Origin of the sequence: Blastopirellula sediminis (assembly GCF_020966755.1) — a bacterium.
Classification (GTDB): domain Bacteria; phylum Planctomycetota; class Planctomycetia; order Pirellulales; family Pirellulaceae; genus Blastopirellula; species Blastopirellula sediminis.
In genome coordinates, this window is the sequence record NZ_JAJKFT010000004.1 from 215,361 (window position 1) to 241,425 (window position 26,065).

Here is a 26,065-nt window from a genome sequence, read left to right on the forward strand (position 1 = left end):
CTTGATGACGTAAACCAGTGGTTAGAAATAAGAAAGCCCTTCGGCCTGTTGGCCAAAGGGCTTGTCTTGAAAGATAGTCGAGGTGGCAGGATTTGAACGTTTTCAGAACCGCGTCTCTACGCGAAGTGCTGCACCGCGTTCTGGAAGATCTTCAAACCGTCCTCACTTCCCCCGCGTCGCTTAGGGTAACGTCATGCAATCAACGGCCGGGTCCGATTTGAGCGATTCTCTCCCAATCCATTCGTGTTGGATGCCTCGCATTAACAGCGCCGAATCAAGCTCGATCGATCCCATTGGAAAGAGGTTTTGATCCTCAAAATAGCTCGATTCGACCCGCTCGATTTTCAGTGGTTGGACTTCCCAATTGAAGGATCGAAGTTCCAGTCCGTCGTACTCGTTGGTTTGGGCCGCATCCGAGTAACCAACACAGCCGGATTCAAAAAAGTCCGACGCCTCCTGTAGCGAAGAAAATATGGAGTTGGTCGGCAACTCCGCGGCAATCGAAGCTTGGACCGCGACGTGCGTTTTTTGATCGTCGCTGTCGAGATCAAGACGGTAGCGTTCTTCCTGCTCGTCAACTCGGAACCGTGCGTGATGATGAACGCCAGGAAACAGTCTGCCTCCCGCGAAAGCGTTTAGCCGAGACGAGGTGTCTCGTCGCGGAATGTAGACCCCTTGGTGCGTTTGCCCGTTTTGATCCCATTCGACCGCAAATCGATGGGCGGCATTTTCGGAAGAGATGCCCAGAAAGCCGGGCAATGGTCGCGGCACAATGTTCTTCAGGCGAATCAGACAAATCCCGGCCATGCCGAAGCCGTGGACCAGCTTCGGTCGAAACGGGGACGGAAGGAGCTTGGCGAGCGTGTCGGGATCGACGCGATAATTGACCAAGATTCGACGGTCGATCGTGCCGGTGATGGTTGGAATTCGCATAGTTCGTGCTCCCCTGAAGTAGATAACCGCAAACTTCGCCCCGGCGGTAACAGGTGGGAGCGAGAAGTTTCTGATGAACCACCAGATTCAACCGGACGGTTCGTTTTTGTTGATTCGAGAGTCGATCGATAAAACAGGATGTCACCCAAACGAGAACCTGCTAGGCTCATGAGAATTGCCCAATTCTGAACGTGTCAAAACCAAATCGAGTAGTCGTCGCGAATGATCTTGCAGACGGAACGCCTGGTTCTCAGGGGGTGGAATGACGCCGACCTGGCGCACTTCGCGGAACTCAATGCCGATCCCCTGGTCATGGAATTCTTCCCGGCGCTGTTAAGCAGGGTCGAAAGTGACGCGATGGCCATGCGAATGCAGAGGCACCTAGATCAGTACGGCTGGGGGCTGTGGGCCGTCGAGGTGCGCGAAACAGGTTTATTCGCGGGATTCATTGGACTAGCAGAGCCGAAGTTCCAAGCCGACTTCACTCCCTGCGTTGAAATTGGTTGGCGTCTGGGAACGCCATTCTGGCGAAAAGGGTATGCGACAGAAGGGGCGGCGGCCGTCCTCGCGTTTGGTTTCGGCGAACTCGGACTTGGCGAAATCGTCTCGTTCACGACCGAGTCCAATTGGCGTTCTCGTCGCGTCATGGAACGAATCGGCATGACCCGCGATCCGACTGGCGACTTTGATCATCCGAGTTTGCCGGGTGAGTCACATCTCCGCCGCCATGTCCTTTATCGCAAGGCTGCGAACCGCATCTAGAAGCCAATGCGATGCGGCGGCAAGATTTGCACGTTCGCGCAGAACCGATCGCCTCTACGCGAAGTACTGCACCGCGTTCTGGAAGATCTTCAAACCATCTCCCACTTCCCCCGCTTCGCCGCGCGTCCAGCGCGGGTGATGCGTCGGATCGAGGTGACGTTCGGGATGCGGCATCAGGCCGAAGACGCGGCCGGTTGCGTCGCAGGCTCCGGCGACTCCCAGTTGGGCGCCGTTCGGGCAATCGGGGAAGGCCGCTTCTCCGCCGGCGGCGTTGGTGTAGCGGAGAGCCAGTTGCCCGGCCGTTTCGAGCGACTTCAGCATCGCGGCGTCGCGAGCGGCAAAGCGTCCTTCGGCATGCGCGACCGGTAGGTACATCTTTTCAATGTCTTTGAGGAAGACGCACTTGTCGCCGAAGGTCTTCAGGTGAACCCAGCGATCGACGAACCGCTGCGACTCGTTCCAGGCCAAGGTCGCCGGCGGGTGGCCGTCGTCGGAGTCAGGAAGCAGGATCCCGGACTTCAGCAAGATCTGGAAGCCGTTGCAGATCCCCAGGACCAGCTTGCCGGCGTCGATGAACTCACGCAGCACGTCATCCAGGTGATGACGAATCTGGCTACCGACGATGCGGCCGGCGGCGATATCGTCGCCGTAGCTGAATCCGCCGGGCAGGCAGAGAATCTGAAAGCCTTCGGCCAGGCTCGGCTGATCGAGCAAGCGGTTCAGGTGAACGCGCTCGGCCTGGCCGCCGGCAAGCTGAAACGCAAACGCCGTTTCGCGATCGCAATTGGTGCCGGGGGCTCGCAGGATCAAGGCCTTGGGAGTCGCCATCGTCGGTTACTTTTTCTTGAAAGGTGCTGCAAACGGGAATTGAGATAATCGGGTCGTCTACCAATCGAGCGGCGACAACCAGGCTTGCTTCAGCTGGTCGAGCTTCGCCGCAACGAGCGTCGTCTTGTCGTGCGAGATCGTGACCGTCGGTTCGGCGACGACCGTACCGATTGCGGCGTGCGGAACGCCGGCCATGAGCGACTGGAACTGCTTTTCGTGATCAGCCGGGACTTCGACCAGGAAGCGGGTGTTCGATTCGCTGAAGAGCAAGCTGACCGCGTGCTTGGCCGCTTCGTCATGCGGCATCGCGTCGAGCGAGACTTCGGCGCCCAGACCGCCGGCGAACGCCATTTCGGCGAGCGCGACCGCCAAGCCCCCTTCCGACAGGTCGTGACACGCACGAACCAGGCCGCCGTGAATCGCCTTGTGGAGCGAATTGAAGGTCGCTTTGGCGACGGCCGGGTTGACCTTTGGCGCGGCGCCATCTTTCTGATCGTGGATCAGGGCCCAGTGCGAACCGCCCAACTCGTTGAAGGTCTTGCCGACCACGTACAGCTTGCTGCCGGCTTGCTTCAGGTCCATCGTCACGCAGCGGCGGACGTCGTCGACCTGGCCCAGGGCGCTGATCAGCAGCGACGGCGGAATCGAGATCGTCTGCTTTTCGCCATCTTCGTTGAAGTAGCTGAACTCGTTGTTCAAGCTGTCTTTGCCGGAGATGAACGGCGTGCCGAGCGCGATCGCCATGTCGTAGCACGCAATCGCCGAACGGACGAGCGAGCCGAGCGTTTCGGGACGATCGGTATAGCCCCAGCAGAAGTTGTCGAGGATCGCGATTTGCGACGGGTCGGCGCCGACGGCGACGCAGTTGCGCAATGCTTCGTCGATGGCGCTGGTCGCCATGTCGTAGGTGTCGAAGTCGCCGTAGCGCGGGTTCATGCCGCACGAGACGACCACGCCGCGATGCGAAGTCAGAACCGGGCGAACGACCGAAGCGTCGCCGGGACCATCGTTCAGCACGCCGACCAGCGGTTTGATGGCGCTGCCCCCCTGAACTTCGTGATCGTACTGGCGGATGATCCAGTGCTTGCTCGCTACGTTGAGCGAGCCGAGGATTTGCTTTAGATCGGCGGCGAAATCGCAGCTCTTCGCGGCCGGCAGCTTCAGTTCTTTGACCGGCAGCGGCTTGTAGGTCGCTTCGCGGACGACCGGCGGACGCCCGTCGTGCAGGAACTTCATGTCGAGGTCGCCGACCTGCTCGTTGTAGTAGAACAACTTCAGGCGTCCGGTCGGAACGTAGCGGCCGATGATGGTCGCTTCGACCCCTTCGCTGCTGCACAGCTCTTCCAGCTCGTCCCACTTGTTGTCCGGAACGGCCAGGATCATTCGTTCCTGCGCTTCGCTGATCCAGATTTCGGTGTAGGAGAGACCGTCGTATTTCAGTGGAGCCCGATCGAGCCAGACGTCGGCGCCGATCTTTTCCCCCATTTCGCCGACCGCACTGGAGAACCCACCGGCGCCGCAGTCGGTCACCGCATTAAAGAGCCCGCGATCGCGAGCTTCGAGCAGGACGTCGAGCACCATCTTCTCGGTGATCGCGTTGCCGATCTGCACGGCGCCGCCGGAGAGCGATTCGCTCTCGCTGGTCAGTTCGGCCGAGCTGAACGTCGCGCCATGGATGCCGTCGCGACCGGTCCGTCCGCCGAGGGCGACGATCAAGTCGTTCGGCTTCGGTTCTTTGAACGAGTATTGCTGCGGGATCAGGCCGACGTTGCCGCAGTAAACGAGCGGGTTACCAAGGTAACGCTCGTCGAAGTAGACGGCGCCGTTGACGGTCGGAATCCCCATCCGGTTGCCGTAGTCGCGGACGCCGCTGACGACGCCGTTCATCACGCGGCGCGGATGCAGTACGCCCGGCGGCAGCGTTTCGGGATCGACATCCGGCGGAGCGAAGCAGAAGACGTCGGTGTTGCAGATCGGCTTGGCGCCCATGCCGGTCCCCATCGGATCGCGGACGACGCCGCCGATGCCGGTGTTGGCGCCGCCGTAAGGTTCCAGCGCCGACGGGTGGTTGTGGGTCTCGACCTTGAAGACGACATTGTGCTCTTCGTCAAAGCGGACGATGCCGGCGTTGTCTTGGAACACGCTGACGCACCAGTCCTTATCGCCCAGCGATTTGCGGATTTCCTGGGTCGCGGCGAAGATCGTCTCCTTCAACATGTTGTTGAAGCGGCGTTCTCCCTTTTCGTCTTTGTAGGCGATGCGGCCGGCCAAGGTCTTGTGGCTGCAGTGTTCGCTCCAGGTCTGGGCGACCGATTCCAATTCGATGTCGGTCGGGTCGCGGCCCAATTCGACGAAGTACTTCTGGATCGTCTGCATTTCGACCAGCGTCAGATAGAGCTGGCCATCTTTGCTCAGCTTCGCCAGCCCGGCGTCGTCGAGCTTGCGAATCGGCGTCGTCTTCAGGGCGAACTCGTACGGCTTGCCGAACGAAAGCTGCTCGAACGGAATCGGCCCGATGATGACTTGTTCGATCGCGTCGTTGGCCAGCAGCTTGCCGCACAGCTTTTCGAATTGGGCTTTCGGCAGCGCCGGCAGCCAATATTTGCGGAACGTGCGAACCGCCGCGGCCGATTGGCCGAAGTCGGCGATCGCCGTCATCGTGCTTTGGGCGACCGGGTCCATCACGCCGGGCTTCGGCAAGACGTAGACCAATTGCGACAATTCCGCTTTCGGCGACTTCGACAGCGAGTCGGCGCCGGCTTCGTCGATCTTCGCCGTTTCGACCACCGTGTCGCACAGCAGTTGATCGGAGAGGAGCTCGACGTACTCGCGATTGAAGTCGGCCTGAATCAGAAACCCGCGCGCGGCGGCGACGTGCAGATCGGACGCCAGGCCCAGATCGGCCGCAGCGGCGATCAGCGAATCAGCGGCAGCGTCGCGCTCGGCAGCGGACGGATAGATGTCAATTTCCCACAGCGTCACGGCGATTTTTTCCGTCGTTTAGGAGTTTTTCGAGCTTAGCGTCATTCTCGGTTTCGAGAGCTTCACGCAAAGCCGCCAGCACTTTCTCAAACTTGTCCAGCGCCTTCAAGACGTGGCCTCGATTCGAGGTAAATATCTGTCGCCACAACGCAGCGTCGCCGCCGGCGATCCGCGTCGTGTCGTACCAGCCGGTTGCGGTCAGGGGCAACCACTTCTCGGGGGTCGTCGCGGCGATCGCCGCTGCGGCCCAGTGAGGCAGATGGCTGGTGAAGGCCAACGCCTCGTCATGTTCTTTCGGTTTCATCAAGACGACCGTCGCGCCGAGGGACGTCCATAAATCTTCGACCGCTGCCGCGGCTTCTTGATCGGTCTTGGCCGTTGGCGTCAGCACCACCGTCCGTCCGACATACAGGCAGGCGTCGGCATGTTTGGGGCCAGCTTTCGCGCCGCCGGCCAAGGGATGACCGCCTACGAACCGGGCGTTCTGCAAACCTTTGCTCAGCGCCGCGGCGATTTCCCCTTTGGTGCTGCCGGCGTCGGTCACGATGGTCCCCGGCTGGCAGTGGCGATCAACTTCCTGCACCAAGTGGACGATCTTGTCGACCGGAGCGCAGACCACCACCAGTTCGGCCTCTTTGACCCCTTCGGCGATGTCGGTCGCCGCGATGTCGATCGCGCCGACCTTCAGCGCGTCCGCCAAACTTTCTTTATTCCGTCCGACCCCGACAATCGTTTTCGCCAAGCCGCGGGCTCGCATCGCCAGGCCGATCGAACCGCCGATCAGGCCGACTCCTACGATCGTGGCTTGGTTCCATTGGGGCATGGGGGCAACGGGGGTGTTAGTCGTAATTGGCTGAATCTGGGAATCGGTTAGTTTAACAAAATCCGGGGACTTGGGCGGAGGGGCCAGGCGCTCCCTTTCATGATTTCCCCAGGTATCTTGGGAGGGTACTCTTCCGACTCCCTTAGATCGCGAGATGGCATGTTTTTTTCCCCACGCATCGGACTCAACCCCCTTGTCCAGCTTTGCCAACGCGTGGGAACGCAATTGGAAGCCGGTGTGGATGACCGCACCATCTGGCGGCGCGAAGTCGATCGGGCCCGGGGACCGCATCGGCGCGTCATGGAGGAGATCAACGATGGGATTCAGCAGGGAGCGACCCTGGGGGACGCGCTGAAGCGAACCGGCGACTACTTTCCCCACGTTTTTCGGGAAATGGTCCGCTTGGGGGACGAAACTGGACATCTCGATCGGATTCTGCGGGAACTCTCGGACCGGTACGAACATCGGCTCCAACTCCGCCGCGCGTTTCTGGCCGGGATCGCCTGGCCGATGATTCAGTTCATCTTTGCGGTCCTCTTCATCGGCTTCGTGATCGGCCTGATGGGTTTCCTGGGCGATTTGACCGGCAAGCCGATCGACATCCTGGGGCTTGGGCTGGTCGGAACCAAGGGGGTAATCCTTTACTTTGCGGGAGTCGGCGGCCTGCTCTTCTGCGCATGGCTGGTCTGGATGTTCTACAGCCGCGGACAACTCGATTTCCTGCCGATCGGACGAATCGTGATGAGCATCCCCGTCGTCGGCAGCCCGCTGAAGACGATCGCCCTGTCGCAAATGGCCTGGACGCTCGCGCTGACGACCGGCGGCGGTCTCGATGCACGGCGTGCGGTCCGGCTCGGGCTCGAGTCGACCAATAGCGACTACTACACGCACTACATCGAACAAGTCGATAAAGAAATCTTGGCTGGCGAAGATATCGGCGGCGCGCTCCGCCATACCGGCGTCTTTCCAGAAGAATTTCTCGACGCCATCTATACCGGCGAGATCACCGGCAAGCTTTCCGAAATGATGGAAAAGCTTTCCGCCGACTACCAGGCCCGCGCCAAAGCGGCCCTTAACACCTTGGCGATCCTCGCCGGCTTCCTGGTCTGGATGATGGTAGCGGGGCTGATCATCGCACTGATCTTCCGCATCTTCTTCACCGCCTACTTGGGCCCGATGAACGAAGCGCTGGAAGGACTGAAGTAGGAACGTCTTTAAAAAAACGGTAGGCAGGAAAATGTCCCTGCCTACCGCACTTCAACTACGCATATTTGCCGAGCTTCAAACCGGCCGTTGCGCCCCACTCGCGCAGCACGGCCCGTTCCGCGTCGGTCGCCAGGCGATTCCATTTGCCGCGGGCCTGCACGATGGTGCGCGTCGCGACGTCGACTTCCAACGTCAACGCTTTCTCGTGCAAGCCGCTCGACTCGACTTCCATCCGCCAAATCGAGCGCTCTCCCCGCGAGCAGGTCCAAGCGTACGTGGCGACGCAGTGATGCATCTTGCGACCCTCGGCGACCAGTTCTTTCGCCGAACAGATCTCGCGGATCGACCAGAGTTGCTCAGTCCCGCTCTTCGACATCTTGAGAACGTCAAACGGCGGATAGCCGCTTGGCTTCCAACTGGGGACGTCGAACGCCGAATTGCATTCGAGTCGCACATGCCAGCGATTCACTTCCCGCAACAGCGACTTCGGCGACCGCCCTTTCATCGTGAAGTTCGGCTGCCGCGCAGGGCCGGCTTCGTTCCGATCGCCGTCCAGGTAGTAATACGCGACCTGAAACCGTTGGAAATGGATGTAGTCGATGATCGGACCGACTTGCGTCAGGTCGTTCAGCGGATTGCGAATCAACCACTGAATCACCGTCGTCCAAAACTGGTCATGCGCGAACGTCCCGGTGAGCCGCGTTCTCAGGATCGCTTTGGCCAAGCGGGCGTTTCCACCCAGTCCCAGAACTTGTCCCCAGCGAATCGCCTCGTTGACCGAAGCGTCGTCCGGGGCGGTCAAAAAGTAATGCGCCATCCTTTTGGTGAAAGGAATCGGCGCATCGCACTGGCGGAAGTTCTCGCCAGCGCCGACCCGTACGTACCAGCGCCGTTGGCGGGCCGCTTCCGTACCATGACCGGCGAACCAGACCCGATGGAAGAACGCCGGCATGTCGCCGTAGCGCACCAGCAAGTGATGCAGCAGCGAAAGGAATTGCTTCCGCCCGCTCCGTGATGTCGGCGCCCAGTCATCCAGCGGACGAACCCATTGGTCTGAGAAGGTTGCCAGCAGCGGCAGCGCTTCGAGCGCCGAGTTGCCATCGATCCGTCCATCGTCCTGATAGAACGGGGCGCCATCCAAAAAGCTGGCCCGTTGTCGTAGCAAATGCTTCAGCAACTCGGCCAACGGCTCCTGCTTGCAGCGCGTTTGTCGGACCGATTCGGCGAAACGTTGTTGGGCCGGATCCGAGACTTGGCGGGCGTCGATTTCGCCGCGAGCGATCGCCAGCAAGCGTTCGGCCTGACGACGCGCGTCCCGCTTCTTACAGAGAAGTCGGCGGTGAGCCCGCATGCGATCGGCATGCGCCCCCTCCAGATGACGTTGATGCTCGGTTTTGCGGAGCTTGTCCGAAAAGCCGTTGTCCGCGCACCAGGCGCGATATTGCTCGACCGTATCCAGGCCCAGCCGCGTCAGGTGATCGCGAAAGTAGCGATCGTTATCAATCGATTGTTTCCGTTTTTGTTTGTTCGCCATGATGGATCACTCGTGCGCATGGGATCTCTGCAGTTTCGCTGGGACACGGATAAGAGTTCGGAGCTACCGGAAATCAGGGTCACGTCGGCTCGCTTTCGGAAAGAGTCCAAGAATGTGGAACTAGGGAGACACATGCTAAAGGGGGTGGTTCGCGCCTTCGCCGCAAACGATCTCAGGCGAACAGGCAATCGTGCGGAAGTAGTGGTCGCCGATGCGGCGAACGGCTCGAAAAGAAGGTGTTGCTCTGGTAATTCGCGCGGCGGAAAACTACCTTAGAACTTGCATCGAGCGACAGCGAATAACTCATTCCCCTTTGAACTCACCTTGAGAAGGGCTCATGCAGCTTACCCGCCTTTTGCCTGCCGCGATTCTTTTCCTCGCCGTTTTCTTTCTCGCCCCGCTCACGCAACTGACCGCGGCCGAGATCGATTTCAATCGCGACATCCGACCTTTGTTTGCGTCGAAGTGCTTCGCCTGCCATGGGCCGGACGAATCGCACCGCGAAGCCGATTTGCGCCTGGACGAAAGAGAAGCGGCGGTCGAATATGGCGCCATCGTCCCTGGCGAGCCGGGCGATAGTCTGCTGCTCGAGCGGATCATGTCGGAAGATCACGATCTGCAGATGCCTCCCCCGCACACCGGCGACACGCTGACCGCGGCGCAAAAGAAGCTATTCGAAGAGTGGATCAAAGCGGGCGCAAAGTACGACAAGCACTGGGCGTTCGTCCGACCAGAGAAAGCGGCGCTGCCGGAAGTCTCCGATGCGACTTGGACGCACGGGCCGATCGACCAGTTCATCCTCGCCCGCTTGGATCAAGAAGGACTAAAGCCCTCGGCGGAAGCGGACCGCTATGCGTTGATTCGGCGGGCCAGTCTTGATCTGACCGGTTTGCCGCCGACGCGCGAAGAAACGGAAGCGTTCGTCAACGATCCCGATCCCAACGCCTACGAGAAGCTGGTCGACCGGCTCCTCGCTTCCCCTCGCTATGGCGAACGCTGGGCCCGCGATTGGTTGGACCTGGTTCGCTACTCCGATACCAACGGCTACGAAAAAGACCGGGAGCGATCGATCTGGCCCTATCGCGACTGGGTCATCCGCGCGATCAACGACGACATGCCGTTCGATCAATTCACGATTGAGCAACTCGCCGGCGATATGCTTCCCCACGCGACCGAGAGCCAACGGGTCGCGACCGGACTACATCGCAATACGATGCTCAACGAAGAAGGGGGGATCGATCCGCTCGAGTTCCGCTTCTACGCGATGGTCGACCGCGCGGCGACGACCGGCACGATCTGGCTCGGCATGACGGTCGGCTGCGCTCAATGTCACACCCACAAGTATGACCCGATCACGCATACCGACTTCTACTCGTTCCTGGCGCTGCTCAACAACGCCGATGAACCTGACCTGCTGCTGAAGACGCCGGCCCTGAACAAGGAGCGGGAGAAGTTGCTCTCCCAGATCGAGCAGGCCGAGTCGCAGCTTCCCAGCCAGTTTCCGCCGGAAGAAGGCGAAGGAGATGTCGAACAGCGTCGAGCAGCTAACTTCCACAAGCAAAAGGAAGCCTGGCTCACCCAGTCGCAAGCCGACGCGGTCGATTGGCGAACGCTGCCAGCGACTAACTTGCAAAGCAATCTGCCGAAGCTCGAAACGCTCGCCGATGGCGCGATCTTCGCCTCCGGAGATTTCACCAAGCGTGACGTCTATACGCTGACCTACACGATCGACGAGTCGCAACTGCCGCTGACGGCGCTTCGGCTCGAGGTCTTGCCCGACGAACGACTACCGGCCGGCGGTCCTGGTCGCTGTTACTACGAAGGACGCAAAGGGGACTTCTTTTTGAGCGAACTCTCGGCGAAATTCGCCGATCAGCCGCTCAAACTGGCCGACGCGTCGCACAGCTACGGTAAGAACGGTTTGGGAAGCGGCAGCGCCGATGCGGCGAATGTGTTGGACGAAAACGGTTCGACGGGGTGGTCGACCGCCGATCGCGAAGGAGAAGCCAATCAACTGGTCGTCAACTTGCCCGAGCCGATTGAAGTCGCCGGCGAACTGACGCTGGAGCTGTTGTTCGAGCGGCACTATACCGCCAGCTTGGGCAAGTTCCGGATCTCGGCGGCGTCGACTCCCAACAAAGCGGCCGCCAAGCAGATGCCGGCCGAAATCGAAACGCTCCTTGCTCGCAAGTCGGACGAACTGACCGCAGAAGAAGCGAAGCAAGTGGAACGCTACTACTGGTCGGTCGCTCCGGAACTGGCCGAGGCTCGCAAGCCGATCGACGAATTGCGGAAGCGGCTCCCGAAGTTTTCCTCTTCGATGGTGATGCTCGAGCGTCCGGCCGACAATCCGCGGGAAACGTTCCGCCATCATCGGGGCGAGTATCTGAGCCCCAAGGAAAAGATGACGCCGCGGATTCCGGAGTTTCTGGGGAAAGACTCGGAAAACGCCCCGGCCGATCGGTTGGAACTAGCCAAGTGGCTGGTCAGTAAAGAAAATCCGCTCGCCGCCCGAGTCGCCGCCAATCGCGCGTGGCAAGCGCTCTTTGGTCGCGGCCTGGTCGAAACAAGCGGCGACTTCGGCACGCAATCCGATCCGCCGAGTCATCCGGAACTGCTCGACTATCTCGCTTGCTCGCTGATGGAAAACGGTTGGTCGATTAAAAAGCTCCATCGCGAAATCGTCCTCAGCAGCACCTATCGCCAAGACTCGCAGGTGACCGAGAAAGGGAAAGAAGTCGATCCGCAAAATCGCCTCTTGGCGCGCGGACCGCGGTTTCGCATGGAGGCCGAAATGGTTCGTGACGCAATGTTGCGAGCCAGCGGCAAGCTCTCGGACAAGATGTACGGCCACGGCGTCTTTCCGCCGCAACCGGCCAGCGTGACGGCCCTGGCGTACGGCGGTTTCGCCTGGAATGCGTCGCAGGGAGAAGATCGCTATCGCCGCTCGATCTACACCTTCAGCAAACGAACTTCGCCGTTCGCCGCCTACGCCGCGTTTGACGCTCCCAGCGGCGAAGAATGCACCGCGAAGCGAGATCGGAGCAACACGCCGCTGCAAGCGCTAACGCTGCTCAATGACGCAATGTTCATCGAACTCGCTCAAGCGATGGCGAAGGAAGCGAAGCAAGGGGCTGAGTCGGAGCAAGCGATCGCCGAGAATCTGTTCGAGCGGCTCATGACCCGTCCCCCGACGGCCGCCGAACTGAAAGCGATTTTGCAGTATCGCACGGCACAGCTCGAGCGACTCCAAAATGGTCAGCTCAGCGCGGCGACGATTGGGGGCGATCCTTCCGCTTCGCCGGAAGATGCGGCTTGGGTGATGGTCGCCCGCTCGCTGATGAATCTGGACGAAGCGATTACCAAGTATTGAGCAGGGATCGACGTTTCATGAATTGGCTCCACGAACAAACGCGACGGCATTTCTTCCGCAACTGCGGCGTCGGTCTCGGCAAGATCGCGCTCGCATCGCTGTTGGCCGAGTCGAGCCTCGGCGTCAGCGCCGCCGATACGGTCAGTCCCTTCGCACCGAAGCCGACCCATTTTCCGGCCAAAGCGAAGCGGGTGATCTACCTGTTCATGGCCGGGGCGCCGAGCCAGCTCGACATGTTCGACTACAAGCCGAAGCTGGCCGAAATGGAAGGAAAGCCGATTCCGCCGTCGGTGATCGCCGGGCAGCGGTATGCGTTCATTCAGCCCGATGCGGCGGTCTTAGGCCCACAGTTCAAGTTCGCCAAACATGGCGAGTGCGGCGCCGAGATTTCCGACACGCTCCCCCACTTAGCCAAAGTGGTCGACGACATCGCGATCGTCCGCTCGGCCACGACCGACCATTTCAATCACGCTCCGGCGCAGCTCTTCTGCAACACCGGCAACGGCGTTCCGGGACGACCGAGCATGGGCGCCTGGCTCAGCTATGGAATCGGGAGCGAAGCGAATGATCTGCCGTCGTTCGTCGTCCTGAAAAGCGGCGGCAATCTTAGCGGCGGCGCCGCGATGTGGAACGCCGGCTTTCTACCGTCGGTCCATCAAGGGGTTCCGTTCCGCGGGGAAGGGGACCCGATTCTGCATGTCTCCAATCCGCCCGGCTACGACAATCAGGCGCAGCGCGATTCGCTTGACCTGATTCGTGATTTGAATCGGCAGCAGTTGGACCAGATTGGCGATCCCGAGATCCGCACGCGGATGGAAGCGTACGAAATGGCGTATCGGATGCAGTCCCGCGCGCCGGAGCTGATGGACTTTTCGCAGGAAACGAAAGAGACGCTCGACCTGTACGGCGCTGATCCGAACGATACCAAGAAGTCGTTCGCCAACAATTGTCTGTTGGCACGCCGTCTGGTTCAGCGAGGCGTCCGCTTCGTGCAGATCTATCAAGCCGAATGGGATCACCACAGCGACGTCAAAGGGGGCGTCCGCGGGCAGTGCTTGAAGACCGACCAGGCCTGCGCCGCGTTGATTCAAGACCTGAAACGGAGCGGGATGCTGGAAGATACGCTGGTAATCTGGGGTGGCGAATTCGGCCGGACCCCGATGGTCGAATCAAGCGCCGCCCTCGGCCGCAGCCAAGGCCGCGACCATCACCCGCAGGCCTTCACCATGTGGATGGCCGGCGGCGGGATCAAGCCGGGGATCAGCTACGGTCAGACAGATGAACTTGGTTTCAACGTCGTCGAAAACAAAGTCCACGTCCACGACATCCAGGCGACCATCCTGCACTGCCTGGGGATCGACCACACCAAACTCACCTTCCGCCACCGCGGTTTGAATTTCAAACTGACCGGCGTCGAAGAGCATCATCCGGTGATGGATCTGTTGAGCTAGGGCATCGCTCCCGCCGGCCAAAGTTTGTCCATTGACAAAGCGCACGGAGTCATGGTCGATTGCGCGATGGCGGAGCGTCGGCCAGGGACGCTTCTTGGCGAGTCGACCTTGCTGTTCGACCGAACGCTCTTTGAAAATCGAAACGGCGATCCGCCCTACGCGCGTCTGGTCCAGTCCACTCCCCATAAAAAATGTGCGCCGTGCGGTCCACATGATAGGTGGACTGGGGGAGATGCGTCGCAGGCCGATGGGCGAAACGGCCGATTTAGCGTCGCCTGACCGCGCCGAAAAAAATGCACAGCGGTCCAGTCCACTGCCGACGCAAAAAAAAAATGGGGGGTGCGGTCCATAGTATTGACGTTGATTGATGGGTTGGCGGCGCATGGGACGAAAGTCTCTGTCGCTGTGCGTATTGCGGAAGTAAATCGCAGTGGTCCAGTCCAGTTTGGCAATTCCGACCGAATGGCGCGGCATCGTATCGCAGCGCGACCCGCCCGGTCTTTGACAGACGGGACGGGCCACCCTGGTTGAGAAAAAATGGAGAGGTCCGGTCAGTCGTTTACCACGACAACTGCAATTTCGCCTGATTGGCCCAGTGGCGAAGGATGCGAAGTTCGTCGGAGGTCGCTTCGCGATTGAATTTGCCGCTATAGTCGCAAATCCTTCGCTGGTAGGGACGGACTTCGATCGTCAGCATACGAGTTTTATCTTGGGAAGTTTCCCGCTGGAGCGACCAGATGGACGACTCCCCTTGTTGGCAGAGATCGGCGTAGGTTGCGACGCAATGGTTCATCGCGGCGCCTTCCTGAACAAGCGCTTTGCTACTGAGCAGTTCGTGAATCGTCCAGGCCGTAATTTCTCCGTTCCGACTTTCCTCGAGCAACTCCATGCCGGCGATGCCGCAGGGCGGCCATTCGAGTGTACCGAAGAGAAACGTCTCGTGCACATTGCTGTGCCAGCGTTTTACTTGTCGCAGCAGCGTCTGGGGCGTCCGTCCCCGCATGGTGAAGTTCGGCTCACGGGCGGCAATCGCTTCCTGCCGTTCGTCGCCGGTCATGGCGAAACGAGGAACGAAGCGTTGGAACTGGATGTAATCGATGATCGAGCTGACCTGGCCGCGATCGATTTCCCGATATCGAATCAGCCACTGCAGGACGATATTCCAGAACTTGTGGTGCCGGAAGTCGACCGTCAGGCGGCTGTTCATGACGGCGTGGGCCAGTTTGTCGTCTCCCCCCATCCCTTTCACTTCTCCCCAACGCAGCGCTTGCTCGATCGACGGGTTTTGCGGGGCCGCGAGAAAGTGGTGGGCCATCTTCTTGGTATAGGGAAACGGCATGAGTTCGCAACTGGCCAGGTTCAAACCGGCCGCCGCGTGCAAATAAATCGGACGGAACAATTCGGCGCGATCCGCGAAACCGCCGAACCAAACCTTATCGAGGAACGCCGGTAACTTTCCATAGCGGACGAACAAGTGCTGCATCAATGACTTGAACTGTCGACGCGGGCTATGGCTGGTCGGCTCCCACGACTCGACAGGGCGAATCCAACGATGACGATAAGCGACGATCAGCGGCAACGCTTCGAGCGCCGAGTTGCCTGCTCGCTGGCCATATTGCGGATAGTAAGGGCTGCCGTCGAGGAACCGAACTTTGCGTCGCAGCAAGTAAGAGATCAGCGACCTCAGCACGCGGAAGTTGCTCTCCGACGAGGCGTCATCTCGGTACGCCTGGCGAGAAGCGTGATAGAAAGCGCTTAGCGCGGGGCGGCAGTAGTAGTTCAAAGCGTCGCTGCGACAGATTTCGAGAAGCGGACGATCGCCGCGGCGTGATTCGCGGCGTTTCGCGAACATCACATCGATGGCGAACTTCTTGCGGAAATGCCGTCGTTCGCGAAGACGCAATTTCCGAGACTTGCCGATTCTTCGCGTGAAGCCGTTTTCGGCACACCAGCGGCGATACTCTTTGAGCGAACCGAGCTGGAGTATCCGGAGATGGATTCTCAGGTTCGGATCGGATTGCAGAATCTCTTCGTCAGTTTGTTTAGTAGCCATGTCAAATCAAGTGGGCGCATAGGATCTCTATAGTGAGAAAACGACGGCAATAGACAGGCGCTGTTCGGCTTTGGTTTCATGGGTAAAAACTCCAACAAGAAATGGGGTCGTGGAGAAGGAGACACGCGCGTAAAGATGCGGTTCGCGCACGTTGACGACAGAGAGCGTCAACTAAAGAAGCTTGGGATCTTGGTCGCCGCTAAGAATGCGAACGATTTCCACGTCGGAAGTGCGATACCGAAAGAAGATCACGAATCGACCAAACGCAGTTGCCCGGATACCGGTCCCGAGTTCCTCACGCGCATCTCCGACATCCGGCTGCGTTGCGATGAATCGGCATTTGTCGCGGATTTTGACCTACCAACGTCGCGCGGCGTTCGGCTTGTCGCGAGCGATATGAGAGGCGATGTTCGTGAGATCCGCTTTCGCTTCGGCCGAATATCGCAATCGACTCATGGGCAGTCCGCGTTAGGAACGCTCTGATTCGATTTTAGAAATCGCAGCTTTTACTTCCGCGAAAACTTCGTCCTCGTCAAAAGCTTCGCCGGCGTCGAGTTGTCGAGCCCCTTTGGCGATTTCCTGGCGTAGCGATTCCTGAGTTTGCAGCAAGCGGATTCCTGCGGCGACCGCTTCTTCAGCTGAGGAGAACCGCCCCTGTTTCACAAGCGATTGGATGAAATCGTCGAATTCGGTGGGAAGTGACAAGTTCATGCGAGTTCTTTGTGGAACGCCAGCGTAAGAGGCAATAAGAATATCAAAACGGATCGTCCACTACGAACAACGCTAGTATACGCTCCCTAATCCGATTGGGACAAATCGATTCCCATTACCAAGTTCGCAGAGCGGACCCTACGACCTACAAGCTCACATAGACGACCACCGCCGTCAGGATGCTGATGACGATGCCGTAAAAGGCTTCCTGTTCAAATTCGGCGCCAAGTTCCGGATTGTAGGAGGAGATCATCGACCAGCAGAGGATCACCCCCATCGGCAATGCGAAGATGGGGTGCGTATTGACGGCGACGGCGAAACAAATCGAAACGCCGCAGACCAGTACGAACAGCGTTTTGAGGCCGAAGATCATCCGTGTGCGTTACAGCTCCGGAATTGGATCGTCCTTGTGAATGACTTCCCCTTCCCAGATCGGGATGTTGTCATCGTAGGTCAAAATGCGATGGGCGCTGCCAGGCGCCGCGTGGACGTCGACTTTCGGCAGCCACGACGCAAGTTCCTTTTTGACCTCGGCTAGCTCCGGTTTGTCGGCGAGGTTGTTGATTTCCTGCGGGTCGGACTGCATGTCGTACAGCTCTTCCGAACCGTCGGCGTAGTGAATGTAACGCCATTTTTCGGTACGGATGCCGTGGTTGCCTTGGTTGTGCGTCGTGATCGCCGGACGTTCGCGCTCGGCTTTCGCATCTTGCAGTTGCGGCGTTAGCGAGAGTCCTTCCAGATCGCCCTTGGCCGGCAGGCCGCACAAGTCGATGAGCGTCGGATAGATGTCGAGCAGTTCGACCGGCTGCGTGCATTTCCCTTGGATCGCCACGCCGGGGCCGGCGAAGATCAGCGGGACGCGAGTCGAACGATCCCAAAGCGTGTTCTTGCCGGTGATTCCTTTTTCGCCCAAGTGCCAACCATGGTCGGACCAGAGAACGACGACGGTGTTGTCGGCGTAGCCGTTCGCTTCGAGCGCCTTCATGACGCGACCAACTTGATCGTCGACGAAGCTAGTGCAGGCCAAGTACGAGCGGACCAGATTGCGCCACTCGCCCGACTCGACCAGGAACTTTTGACGCGGTTCAGGGAGCTTCCAGTGCAGATACCACGAGAAGCGGGGCGTATCGTCTCGATCCTCTTGCATGAACGGCGGGAGTTGGACTTCGTCTTCCGGATAAAGATCAAACCACTTCTGCGTCGCATAGCAAGGAACATGCGGCAGGAAGAAACCGACCGACAGGAAGAAGGGCTCTTTCGGTTTGTTGTCGAGCGTTTCGACCGCCCAGCTGGCGACGTGGTAATCTCCCTTATCTTCGTCGCGATGTGGGAAGGTCCCCCAGTCGACCAGCGGATGAGGCGCTGGCGTTTGCACCAGTTTTTCTTTCGGCTTGGCGCCGACGGCCGATGCCGGACCAAGATGATCGAACTCGTCATCCTTTTTCGGATGACGGCCGTAGTTGCCGTGAAAGATCTTGCCGGTCGAGTAAGAGGTGTAGCCGTTCTTTCGCAGGTACTGCGGCAGCGTGACCAGATCGCTCAGGCTGTCGACGTCGCGGAACCAAGGAGCCAGACCATGAATACCGGTCGTGCTGGGACGAAGTCCCGTCAACAAACTGGTGCGGGACGAATTGCAAAGGGGCGCCTGACAGTGGGCGTTCAAGAAGACGGTGCCGCGGGCGGCGAGCGCGTCGATGTAAGGAGTCTTCGCTTGAGGATGTCCGCCGAGACAGCCGATCCAATCGTTTTGATCATCGATGGCGATGAACAGGATGTTGGGCTTTTCGGCAAGCGCGAGCGACGTGAAAAACGGGAGTGCGAGGAGCGCACAGAAGGCAAGACGAATCATGGGGCGATCTCGGGGCGGGAGATGGTGACAGGAGTCGACGCCCCGATTCTAGTTGATCCCGCCGTGAGATTCACCCTTTCGGCCGACGAATCGCTTATTCGGCCGGCGGATTCTCTTCGTTCCCTTGTTGCCGAGCGGCCAGGATCGCGTTGATCAGCGCGTCCGGAGCCGGTGGGGGAGGGTTCATCTTGTTGCAGCAAGCCGCTTTGCCCAGGATCAACGTTTCGCGGTAGTTGTCGAGGTAATGCTTGCAGCAAGGGCAATGCTCGAGGTGCGTTTCCATCACCTCTTGCTGGTTGGTGGGAAGCGCTTGGTCGAGAAAATCAGCGAGGTACTCGTAGATTTCTTTGCAGGATAGTTTGGCGTGGTTCATGTTCATGCACCTTGCATATGAGGATCTAGCAAGGATTTGAGCGCTTGGCGTGCCCGATGAAGTCGCGTTTTTACAGCGCCGGGCGACAGTTCCAAAACTTCCGCCGTTTCTTCGGTGCTCATCTGTTCGATGTCGCGGAGGAGCAAAACGGTTCGGTAGGATTCTGGCAATTCGGAAATCTTCGTCCGGACAAGTTCGCGAATCTCGCGGTCGTTAACGGCGGTATCAATGGTAACGGCCCAAGCCGGTTCATGACCGTCGCGATGACCGTTACTCACAAATTGCGGCAACAAATCATCAATCGGCTTCTCCGGCTTCCGGCGACGCGTCCGCAGCTTCATCAGCGACGCGTTGACCACAATCCGGTGGAGCCAGGTCGAAAGTTGCGAGTTTCCCTCGAACCGTTCAATGGACCGAAATGCTGACAGGAACGCATCTTGCAACGCATCCTGGGCATCTTGCTCCTGGGTCAGAAAACGACGGGCTACGGCGAGCATTCGCCCGCTGTAGTCTCGCACCAAACGCTCGAAAGCGGCCGGATCGCCCGACTGTAACCCCTGCACCAATTCGGCTTCGGTTACGAAGGGATCGGCGAGTGGACGTTGAAAACTTTCCATGTTTGGCAGAATAACAGATCGAGAAACGGCCGTCTATTCGGACAAGTAAGGTAGGATTTTCCTAGCAAGGCTTGAATCGGCGCGGGGCCAAGCGCACGATCAGATAGTCGGGCGGTAGATAATGCATCAAAGGGTATTGAGATGTCGAAGCTGACCGGATGGTTACTCCTAACCTTGGCGGTAATTCTGCCGCAAGCGTCCCAGGCCGCTCCGCTGAGCGTCGCCTTTGGCGAAGTGGACATTACCCCTGAGGTCAAAGCGGGCAAGCCGGTCTTCCTGGCCGGCTACGGCTATAACCGTCGCGCCACTGGCGTCCATGATCCGATCATGGCCCGAGCCGTGCTGCTCGACGACGGTCAGCAGCGAATCGCGATCGTCGGCGTCGACCTGATCGGGCTCGCCTTTCCTGACGTCGAGCGAATTCGCGAAAAGCTTCCCAACGTCGATTACACGCTCGTCGCCAGCAGCCACAGTCATGAAGGCCCCGACGTGATTGGGATCTGGGGACCGAATCCTTTTACGCGCGGCGTCAATGACGACTACGTCACGATGGTCGTCGACAAGGTGAGCGAGATGGTGGCGTCGCTCGAAAAAGAGTTGAAGCCGGCCACCATTAAGTTTGGAACGGCCGAGGATGCGAAGCTGCTCCGCGATAGTCGCTTGCCCGTCGTTTACGATCCGACGCTGCGTGCGCTGCGATTCCAATCGCCCGATTCCGGCGTCGATCTCGGAATGCTGGTGCAGTGGAACTGCCATCCCGAAGCGATGGGCCCCAAGAACACGCTGCTGACCGGCGACTTTCCGGCGACGACCGTTGCGGAACTGCAAAAGAAGTATCACTGCCCCATCGTCTATATATCCGGCGCGGTTGGCGGACTGTTGGCTCCGCCGCGCGGACTGTTTCATGACGCGCAGGGAAATGAACTGAAAGAAGGGGATTTCGCCTACTGCGAAGCGTACGGACGAGCCGTCGCCCAGCTTGCCGAATCGGCGATTGACGCGGCGACGCCGCTCACCGCGACGCCGTTTCGGGTGGTCGCCAAGCCGGTGCTGATTCCGGTCGAAAACCCCCTTTATCGCTTGGCTCGCAAGGTGGGGATCGTGAAGCGACCCGTCTTTCAGCTGACGGACGATTTTGAAACGTTCGGACGCCAGGCGACCGAAGAGTTTCGACCCGAAGATGCCGGCGTCAAATCGGAAGTCGCCGTCGTGGCGCTAGGCGAATTGCGAATCGCCTGCATCCCGGGCGAGATTTACCCTGAGCTTGTTTACGGCGATTTCCAAATCCCGGCCGATCCGAACGCCGACTTCTCGGAGTCGCCGCGCGAGCCAAGTGCGGCGGCGCTGTTGGCCGACAAAAAGTGGATGTTGTTCGGCTTGGCGAATGACGAAGTGGGGTACATCATCCCGAAAAGCCAATGGGACTCGAAGGCCCCCTACGCTTACGATCGCGAAGATCGCCAATATGGCGAAATTAATAGTTGCGGGCCGGAAGTCGCTCCGATCGTGATGGAAGCGCTGCGACGCCGGGTTGTGGAAATGGATGGGGCAGGGAAGGAGTAACTACGCCTTCTCTTCCAATTTTTCCTCGGCCGCACTTTTGCGGTAGTACTGCGGGGCCAGTTTCCAGTGGTCGCCGCGAGCTCCGGCTTGATAGTCGGCCCAGGCTAACTGTCCGACGGTTGCCGCCATCGGTCGCCAGCAAGTTTCGGGCAGGATTTCGACGCCGGTCGGGATCTCCCCCTGCAGCTTGGAGAGGGCGGTTCCGCTGACGCAATCGCCGGGAGATAGCGCCGCGAGCCAGGCGTCGATCTCGACGATCTCCGTCGTACTGGCGACGACCCAATCGGCGGCGTCACGCTGGTATTTCGCTGTGAATAGTTCCTGCCGCTGAGCGTCGATGATGGTCAGAACCGTATCGACTTCGGCCGGAGACTGGGCGGCGATCACGCGCAAAGTATCAATCCCCAGGACTTCCGCCTTGGCGACGTAGGCGAGCGCTTTGGCGGTCGCAACGCCGATCCGTAAGCCCGTAAAGGATCCGGGGCCATGCGAAACGGCGATCAACTCGATCTCGGTCGGTTTCCAGCCAACTTCACGAAAGGTTTCGTCCAGAGCCGGTGTGATCGCGGCGGCGGTGCGGAGCGACGGGTCGAGTTCTACCTGTCGCAACAGTTGATCCCCCTCCAGCAAGGCAAAGGAAGATTGGCGAAGCGAGGTCTCAAGTGCCAGCAGCTTCATGGCGATGTATGATTTCCGGGCGTGCGAATCTGGACGACGACAAGGGCGTGGTTCATGCTTGACCTAGGTCTTTATCCTACCTAAACTTCGGGGCTAGGTCTGCAATCGCGACGCCTAATAGGCTACCATTGATGCATCGCTCCGGTAGGGGAGCCCCGGCCGAAAGCAGTTCCGAAATACCCTCCCTAGGCAAACGAAAGGTAGTCAGGCTTGAAACGAGCGCTGATTAGCGACATTCATGGCAATCTAGAAGCGCTGACCGCGGTTCTGGATGACATTCGACAGCAGGGTATCACCGAGATCTACTGCCTGGGGGATGTTATCGGATATGGACCGAATCCGGTCGAGTGCCTGGACCTGATCCGTCGCAAATGCACGATGTGCCTTCTGGGCAATCACGATCAAGCGGCCCTGTTTGATCCGGACGGTTTCAACCCGGTCGCGTTTCGCGCGATCTTGTGGACCCGCGATCAGATCGACAATTCGACCGGCGGCCCCAACCTGGTGAACGAACGCTGGGACTTTCTGGGGGAACTTCCCCGCACGCACGTGGAGCCGAGTCGGCTGTTCGTGCATGGCTCGCCGCGCGACCCAACAAACGAATACGTCTTTCCGGAAGATGTCTACAATCAACGGAAGATGGAAAACCTGTTCGATCGGCTCGACCAGTTCTGCTTCCAGGGACACACCCACATCCCGGGGATCTTCACGCCGAGCCTCGAGTTCTTCGGACCGGACGAATGCGACAACGTTTATCGTCTCGGTGACGAGAAGGCGATGTTCAACGTCGGCAGCGTCGGCCAGCCGCGTGACGGAGACCCGCGTTCGTGCTACGTGATCCTGACGGAAGAGTCGGTGATGTACCGTCGCGTCGAATACGATTTCAACGTCACCGCCAAGAAGATCTACGAAATTCCGGACCTCGACAACATGTTGGGAGACCGGTTGAAGGAAGGCAGATAGGATTCTGCCTCGCAATACGCCGCTAGCCTGATGAGACGACTTCGATGAAACGCGCGATCGTCAGCGACATCCACGGAAATCTCGAAGCGCTGACGGCAGTGATGACCGATATCGCCTCGATCGGAGTCACCCAGATTTACTGTCTGGGGGACATCATCGGCTACGGTCCGAATCCGCGCGAATGCGTCGACGCCGCGCGGCGGTTCGATTTCTGCATTCTCGGCAACCACGATCAGGCCGCCTTGTTTGATCCGGAAGGCTTCAGCCAGGGCGCCGAGCGGGCGATCTTCTGGACCCGCGAGCAACTGGAAACCGGCGGCGATACCGATCCGGAAGTCGCCAAACGGTGGAAATTTTTGTGCGAATTGCCGCGAACTCGGATCGAGGGGGACTGGATGTACGTACACGGTTCAGCCCGCAACCCGCTGAACGAGTACGTTTTTCCCGAGGACGTCTACAACAGCCGCAAGCTGGAGCGGATTTTCTCGATCATTCCGAAGTATTGCCTCCAGGGGCATACCCATGTTCCCGGCGTTTTTGCCGATGATTTCACCTTCGTCGCTTCGGCCGATCTCGAAAATAGTCGCTATCGGCTGGGGCAGCGGAAATTGATGGTGAATGTGGGAAGCGTAGGGCAGCCGCGAGACGGCGATCCGCGCAGCAGTTACGTGGTGCTTCACGACGACGAAGTCGAATTTCGCCGCGTTCCGTACGATTTTCACGTGACGGCCGCCAAGATTCGGGGAATCGATAGTCTCGACAACACTCAGGCCGACCGCCTTTCGGACGGGCGTTAAATCCGCGATAATCGGCCTATTCTCGCTAGCAGCGGCTTCGCTCTTCTTTCAGCGCGAAATAAGGCGAAATAGACGTATCGGATTGTTTCTCGATTTGCGCGGCGTGGTTGCAAGATTCTCCCATGCCATGAGAATACATCCAAATAGGCTTTGATCACGCGCCTCCGCTATGGGGTCGCATTGTTTCTTTCGTCCAGCAGGGTTTGTAGTTGTGGAACGTCGCGTAATCGCGTTTTGTCTTATCGCTGCCGCGATGTTCATGACGATGAACTTGCTCAGTCGCAACAAGAATGCCGACGAGCAGAAACCGGACGCCGAGGTCGCTCAGAACGACGACCAGCCGAAAGGCGCAGACGCCGACAGCAAAAAGGCGGAGATCAAACCGGCGGAAGACGAAGCCGAAAAGGTCGAAGAAAAGCAGCAGCCGCGCAAGTTCGTGACCCTCGGATCGGTCGACTCGGACGTAGCCGACATGCTGGTGACGTTCGACTCTCGCGGCGGCGCCGTGTCGCGAATCGAATTGCCGGCCGACCGATTCCACAGTCTCGAAGATCGCCGGCTCGGCGGTTATTTCGGTTGGCTGATGCCGTTTGACGCAGCCGCGGGTTGCGAAATCCGGATTGTTGGCCCGGGAACTCCGGCCGCGATCGCGACTCCCAAAGAAGCCTCCTCCGGAGTTGGTCTCCAGGTGGGGGACATTATCAAGAACCTCGCCGGCTTCGAGGTGGTTGACGTCGAATCTTATGTCGACGCTTTGAAGCAAACCAAAGCCGGCGACGAGATCGAAGTCGTCGTGGAGCGCAAAGGCGCCGACGCCGTTTCGCTTCTCACCTACACGGCCAAGCTGACCGATACGCCGCTCGAAGTGATCAAGCCGGAAGTGTCGGACGTGGTCGACAAGGTGACTGGACTGTCCAGAACGGTCGAACATCCTTCCGCCTATCTGACGTCGTTGGCCCGCATCAACGGCTCGGTGATTCCAGTCGAAGGGAAGATGGTCGCCGACATGCCGCTGGTCGAAAAGAACTGGCGCCTGGTCGAAAACGAAGATCCGACGATCGTTCAGTTTGAAACGCTGGTCACGCCGGAAGATCTGCCGCAAGGAGTTCGTTTCGCTCGTTTGCGTCTGGTTAAAACGTATCAGCTGCCGACGCGACCGGTCGAAGGGGTCGCCGATCCAAACTACAAACCTTATGGCTTGAAGTACACGCTGCAAGTCTTCAACGACGGCGAAGAAGCGGTCGACGCCGCGTTCCGCCAGTTCGGAGCGACTGGCCTGCCGACCGAAGGTTGGTGGTATAGCAACAAGATCTCGCGCGGTTGGGGTGGCGCCGGTCTTCGCGACGTCGTCTGGGAAGACTCCCGCGGCGACTACGAAATGTTCACCGTCGCCAATATCGTCGCCAAATATGAAGACCTGGAGAGCGACCGCCAGGTGTCGATGTTCAAGGTCGACGAGCAAGTGAAGGCGAAGTTCGCCGGCGTCGACGCCGTTTACTTCGCTTCGGCGATGGTTTTCGACAATCCGGAAAAAGATCCGACCCTTTCGCGTGGCGCTGCGTTTGTCGCCGCCGCCGTCAGCGACGTGATGAAGCAGAAGACCGACTGCACCTATCGCCTGGATGGTTCGCCGACGACGATTCAGCCCGGCGACAAGCCGTTTGAAATGTCGTGCACGATCTTCTCCGGTCCGAAGAAGAGCGAGCTGTTGGCGCTTTATGGTCTGGAAAACCTGGAGTACTTCGGCTGGTTCCATTACGTGTCGACCGCGCTGCTCGGCGTGCTCCACTTCATGCACGATTACCTCTACATCCCGTATGGTCTGGGGATCATCTTCCTGACGCTGATGGTTCGCTCGGCTCTCTTCCCACTGAGCCGGAAGCAGGCCCGCAACATGCTGATCCAACAGCAGCTTGCGCCGGAGATGAAGAAGATCAGCGAGAGGTACAAGGATGACCCGATCAAGCAGCGCCAGGCGCAGCAAGAGTTGTTCACCAAGTACAACTTCAACCCGCTCGGCGGCTGCGGCGTCATGTTCCTGCAGTTGCCGATCTTCCTGGGGCTCTATCGAGCCTTGGCGGTCGACATTCAGCTCCGTCAGGCTCCGTTTATTCCAGGCATTCAATGGTGCTCGAACCTGGCCGCGCCGGATCAATTCTGGTACTGGGTCGGCGTGCTTCCTGACTTTATGACGAGCATTCCGTCGACCAGCTTCCCGACCAGTTTCTTGTTCCTCGGACCCTACTTGAATCTGTTGCCGCTGGTAACGATCGCGTTGTTCCTGGTGCAGCAGAAGATGTTCATGCCGCCGCCGACCGATGAGCAGCAGAAGATGCAGCAGCAGATGATGACCTACATGATGGTCTTCATCGGCTTCATGTTCTTCCGCGTCCCGTCCGGTTTGTGCATCTACTTCATCACGCAAAGCGTCTGGGGGATTGTCGAGCGGAAGTTGATTCCGAAGCCGCAGTTGCCCGATCTTTCGGACACGATTGAATCGACCGCGACGCCGAAGAAACCGAAGAAGCGTCCGCCGGGCAAGAAGTAGTTTCAAACGATAGCGACGGAC

The 26,065-nt window shown here is 59.1% G+C and carries 21 protein-coding genes; 8 read left to right on the top strand and 13 right to left on the bottom strand.

Going from position 1 to position 26,065, the window contains the following annotated elements:
- Positions 1-180: 180 nt before the first annotated feature.
- Positions 181-933, bottom strand: coding sequence for a DUF2071 domain-containing protein (locus tag LOC68_RS04675; RefSeq protein WP_230216263.1), 753 nt, complete (start codon positions 931-933; stop codon positions 181-183).
- A gap of 222 nt (positions 934-1,155) precedes the next feature.
- On the opposite strand from LOC68_RS04675, the gene LOC68_RS04680 reads away from it, so the two are divergent.
- Positions 1,156-1,695 carry a GNAT family N-acetyltransferase gene (locus LOC68_RS04680; RefSeq protein WP_230216264.1) on the top strand — a complete coding sequence of 180 codons (540 nt, stop codon included), beginning with the start codon at positions 1,156-1,158 and terminating at the stop codon, positions 1,693-1,695.
- Between the two features lie 54 nt (positions 1,696-1,749).
- Here LOC68_RS04680 and purQ read toward each other — a convergent pair whose 3' ends face one another.
- The 3 genes from purQ to LOC68_RS04695 are packed head-to-tail and all read right to left on the bottom strand — an operon-like array spanning position 1,750 to position 6,328.
- Positions 1,750-2,523 carry a phosphoribosylformylglycinamidine synthase I gene (gene purQ / locus LOC68_RS04685; protein ID WP_230216266.1) on the bottom strand — a complete coding sequence of 258 codons (774 nt, stop codon included), beginning with the start codon at positions 2,521-2,523 and terminating at the stop codon, positions 1,750-1,752.
- A gap of 57 nt (positions 2,524-2,580) precedes the next feature.
- The gene (gene purL, locus LOC68_RS04690; RefSeq protein ID WP_230216268.1) at positions 2,581-5,505 is read right to left on the bottom strand and encodes a phosphoribosylformylglycinamidine synthase subunit PurL; all 2,925 of its coding nucleotides are present in this window, start codon (positions 5,503-5,505) and stop codon (positions 2,581-2,583) included.
- A complete protein-coding gene (locus LOC68_RS04695; RefSeq protein WP_230216270.1) occupies positions 5,486-6,328 on the bottom strand; it encodes a prephenate dehydrogenase in 843 nt (280 codons plus the stop codon). Before LOC68_RS04695 ends, purL begins: the two co-directional genes overlap by 20 nt.
- A 159-nt stretch (positions 6,329-6,487) precedes the next feature.
- On the opposite strand from LOC68_RS04695, the gene LOC68_RS04700 reads away from it, so the two are divergent.
- Positions 6,488-7,534, top strand: coding sequence for a type II secretion system F family protein (locus LOC68_RS04700; RefSeq protein ID WP_255671134.1), 1,047 nt, complete (start codon positions 6,488-6,490; stop codon positions 7,532-7,534).
- 55 nt (positions 7,535-7,589) lie between these two features.
- On the opposite strand, the gene LOC68_RS04705 is transcribed toward LOC68_RS04700, so the two are convergent.
- On the bottom strand, positions 7,590-9,068 hold the full coding sequence (locus LOC68_RS04705) for a PcfJ domain-containing protein (protein ID WP_230216273.1): 1,479 nt from the start codon (positions 9,066-9,068) through the stop codon (positions 7,590-7,592).
- A gap of 337 nt (positions 9,069-9,405) precedes the next feature.
- On the opposite strand from LOC68_RS04705, the gene LOC68_RS04710 reads away from it, so the two are divergent.
- The gene (locus LOC68_RS04710) at positions 9,406-12,441 is read left to right on the top strand and encodes a PSD1 and planctomycete cytochrome C domain-containing protein (protein WP_230216275.1); all 3,036 of its coding nucleotides are present in this window, start codon (positions 9,406-9,408) and stop codon (positions 12,439-12,441) included.
- A 17-nt stretch (positions 12,442-12,458) separates the two neighbouring features.
- Positions 12,459-13,892: a DUF1501 domain-containing protein gene (locus LOC68_RS04715; protein ID WP_230216277.1), complete on the top strand. Its 1,434-nt coding sequence runs from the start codon at positions 12,459-12,461 to the stop codon at positions 13,890-13,892.
- A 559-nt stretch (positions 13,893-14,451) separates the two neighbouring features.
- On the opposite strand, the gene LOC68_RS04720 is transcribed toward LOC68_RS04715, so the two are convergent.
- From LOC68_RS04720 to LOC68_RS04750, 7 genes are all read right to left on the bottom strand, one after another.
- The gene (locus LOC68_RS04720; RefSeq protein WP_230216279.1) at positions 14,452-15,945 is read right to left on the bottom strand and encodes a PcfJ domain-containing protein; all 1,494 of its coding nucleotides are present in this window, start codon (positions 15,943-15,945) and stop codon (positions 14,452-14,454) included.
- Between the two features lie 171 nt (positions 15,946-16,116).
- Entirely contained in the window at positions 16,117-16,296 is a 180-nt protein-coding gene (locus LOC68_RS04725) for a type II toxin-antitoxin system RelE/ParE family toxin (protein WP_315858846.1), read from the bottom strand.
- A gap of 117 nt (positions 16,297-16,413) precedes the next feature.
- On the bottom strand, positions 16,414-16,656 hold the full coding sequence (locus LOC68_RS04730; protein ID WP_230216281.1) for a type II toxin-antitoxin system ParD family antitoxin: 243 nt from the start codon (positions 16,654-16,656) through the stop codon (positions 16,414-16,416).
- Positions 16,657-16,801: 145 nt separating this feature from the next.
- Positions 16,802-17,029 carry a hypothetical protein gene (locus LOC68_RS04735; protein WP_230216283.1) on the bottom strand — a complete coding sequence of 76 codons (228 nt, stop codon included), beginning with the start codon at positions 17,027-17,029 and terminating at the stop codon, positions 16,802-16,804.
- Positions 17,030-17,038: 9 nt separating this feature from the next.
- Positions 17,039-18,505, bottom strand: coding sequence for a sulfatase (locus LOC68_RS04740; protein ID WP_230216285.1), 1,467 nt, complete (start codon positions 18,503-18,505; stop codon positions 17,039-17,041).
- 94 nt (positions 18,506-18,599) lie between these two features.
- Positions 18,600-18,878 (bottom strand): anti-sigma factor family protein, encoded by a 279-nt coding sequence (locus LOC68_RS04745; RefSeq protein WP_230216287.1) that lies wholly within the window; start codon positions 18,876-18,878, stop codon positions 18,600-18,602.
- A gap of 2 nt (positions 18,879-18,880) precedes the next feature.
- Positions 18,881-19,495 (bottom strand): sigma-70 family RNA polymerase sigma factor, encoded by a 615-nt coding sequence (locus tag LOC68_RS04750; protein ID WP_230216288.1) that lies wholly within the window; start codon positions 19,493-19,495, stop codon positions 18,881-18,883.
- A 141-nt stretch (positions 19,496-19,636) separates the two neighbouring features.
- On the opposite strand from LOC68_RS04750, the gene LOC68_RS04755 reads away from it, so the two are divergent.
- A complete protein-coding gene (locus LOC68_RS04755) occupies positions 19,637-21,058 on the top strand; it encodes a hypothetical protein (RefSeq protein ID WP_230216290.1) in 1,422 nt (473 codons plus the stop codon).
- Here the strand turns inward: LOC68_RS04755 and tsaB are convergent, their stop codons facing one another.
- Positions 21,059-21,736 carry a tRNA (adenosine(37)-N6)-threonylcarbamoyltransferase complex dimerization subunit type 1 TsaB gene (tsaB, locus tag LOC68_RS04760; protein WP_230216292.1) on the bottom strand — a complete coding sequence of 226 codons (678 nt, stop codon included), beginning with the start codon at positions 21,734-21,736 and terminating at the stop codon, positions 21,059-21,061.
- 210 nt (positions 21,737-21,946) lie between these two features.
- Here tsaB and LOC68_RS04765 point away from each other — a divergent pair, with 210 nt between their 5' ends.
- The 3 genes from LOC68_RS04765 to LOC68_RS28475 all read left to right on the top strand — a co-directional run bounded on the left by LOC68_RS04765 (position 21,947) and on the right by LOC68_RS28475 (position 26,044).
- Positions 21,947-22,699 (top strand): metallophosphoesterase family protein, encoded by a 753-nt coding sequence (locus LOC68_RS04765; protein ID WP_230216294.1) that lies wholly within the window; start codon positions 21,947-21,949, stop codon positions 22,697-22,699.
- Between the two features lie 44 nt (positions 22,700-22,743).
- On the top strand, positions 22,744-23,496 hold the full coding sequence (locus tag LOC68_RS04770) for a metallophosphoesterase family protein (protein WP_230216296.1): 753 nt from the start codon (positions 22,744-22,746) through the stop codon (positions 23,494-23,496).
- Positions 23,497-23,707: 211 nt separating this feature from the next.
- Positions 23,708-26,044: a YidC/Oxa1 family insertase periplasmic-domain containing protein gene (locus LOC68_RS28475; protein WP_230216298.1), complete on the top strand. Its 2,337-nt coding sequence runs from the start codon at positions 23,708-23,710 to the stop codon at positions 26,042-26,044.
- The last annotated feature ends 21 nt before the right edge of the window (positions 26,045-26,065 follow it).

Excerpts from the sequence above, each read along its gene's own strand:
- LOC68_RS04710 (WP_230216275.1), top strand. The coding sequence starts at position 9,406 with ATGCAGCTTACCCGCCTTTTGCCTGCCGCGATTCTTTTCCTCGCCGTT.
- LOC68_RS04750 (WP_230216288.1), bottom strand. The coding sequence starts at position 19,495 with ATGGAAAGTTTTCAACGTCCACTCGCCGATCCCTTCGTAACCGAAGCC.
- LOC68_RS04755 (WP_230216290.1), top strand. The coding sequence starts at position 19,637 with ATGTCGAAGCTGACCGGATGGTTACTCCTAACCTTGGCGGTAATTCTG.
- LOC68_RS04745 (WP_230216287.1), bottom strand. The coding sequence starts at position 18,878 with ATGAACCACGCCAAACTATCCTGCAAAGAAATCTACGAGTACCTCGCT.
- LOC68_RS04730 (WP_230216281.1), bottom strand. The coding sequence starts at position 16,656 with ATGAACTTGTCACTTCCCACCGAATTCGACGATTTCATCCAATCGCTT.
- tsaB (WP_230216292.1), bottom strand. The coding sequence starts at position 21,736 with ATGAAGCTGCTGGCACTTGAGACCTCGCTTCGCCAATCTTCCTTTGCC.
- LOC68_RS04675 (WP_230216263.1), bottom strand. The coding sequence starts at position 933 with ATGCGAATTCCAACCATCACCGGCACGATCGACCGTCGAATCTTGGTC.
- LOC68_RS04740 (WP_230216285.1), bottom strand. The coding sequence starts at position 18,505 with ATGATTCGTCTTGCCTTCTGTGCGCTCCTCGCACTCCCGTTTTTCACG.
- LOC68_RS04770 (WP_230216296.1), top strand. The coding sequence starts at position 22,744 with ATGAAACGCGCGATCGTCAGCGACATCCACGGAAATCTCGAAGCGCTG.
- purQ (WP_230216266.1), bottom strand. The coding sequence starts at position 2,523 with ATGGCGACTCCCAAGGCCTTGATCCTGCGAGCCCCCGGCACCAATTGC.
- LOC68_RS04720 (WP_230216279.1), bottom strand. The coding sequence starts at position 15,945 with ATGGCTACTAAACAAACTGACGAAGAGATTCTGCAATCCGATCCGAAC.
- LOC68_RS04695 (WP_230216270.1), bottom strand. The coding sequence starts at position 6,328 with ATGCCCCAATGGAACCAAGCCACGATCGTAGGAGTCGGCCTGATCGGC.
- LOC68_RS04735 (WP_230216283.1), bottom strand. The coding sequence starts at position 17,029 with ATGATCTTCGGCCTCAAAACGCTGTTCGTACTGGTCTGCGGCGTTTCG.
- LOC68_RS04705 (WP_230216273.1), bottom strand. The coding sequence starts at position 9,068 with ATGGCGAACAAACAAAAACGGAAACAATCGATTGATAACGATCGCTAC.
- LOC68_RS04700 (WP_255671134.1), top strand. The coding sequence starts at position 6,488 with ATGTTTTTTTCCCCACGCATCGGACTCAACCCCCTTGTCCAGCTTTGC.
- LOC68_RS04715 (WP_230216277.1), top strand. The coding sequence starts at position 12,459 with ATGAATTGGCTCCACGAACAAACGCGACGGCATTTCTTCCGCAACTGC.
- LOC68_RS04680 (WP_230216264.1), top strand. The coding sequence starts at position 1,156 with ATGATCTTGCAGACGGAACGCCTGGTTCTCAGGGGGTGGAATGACGCC.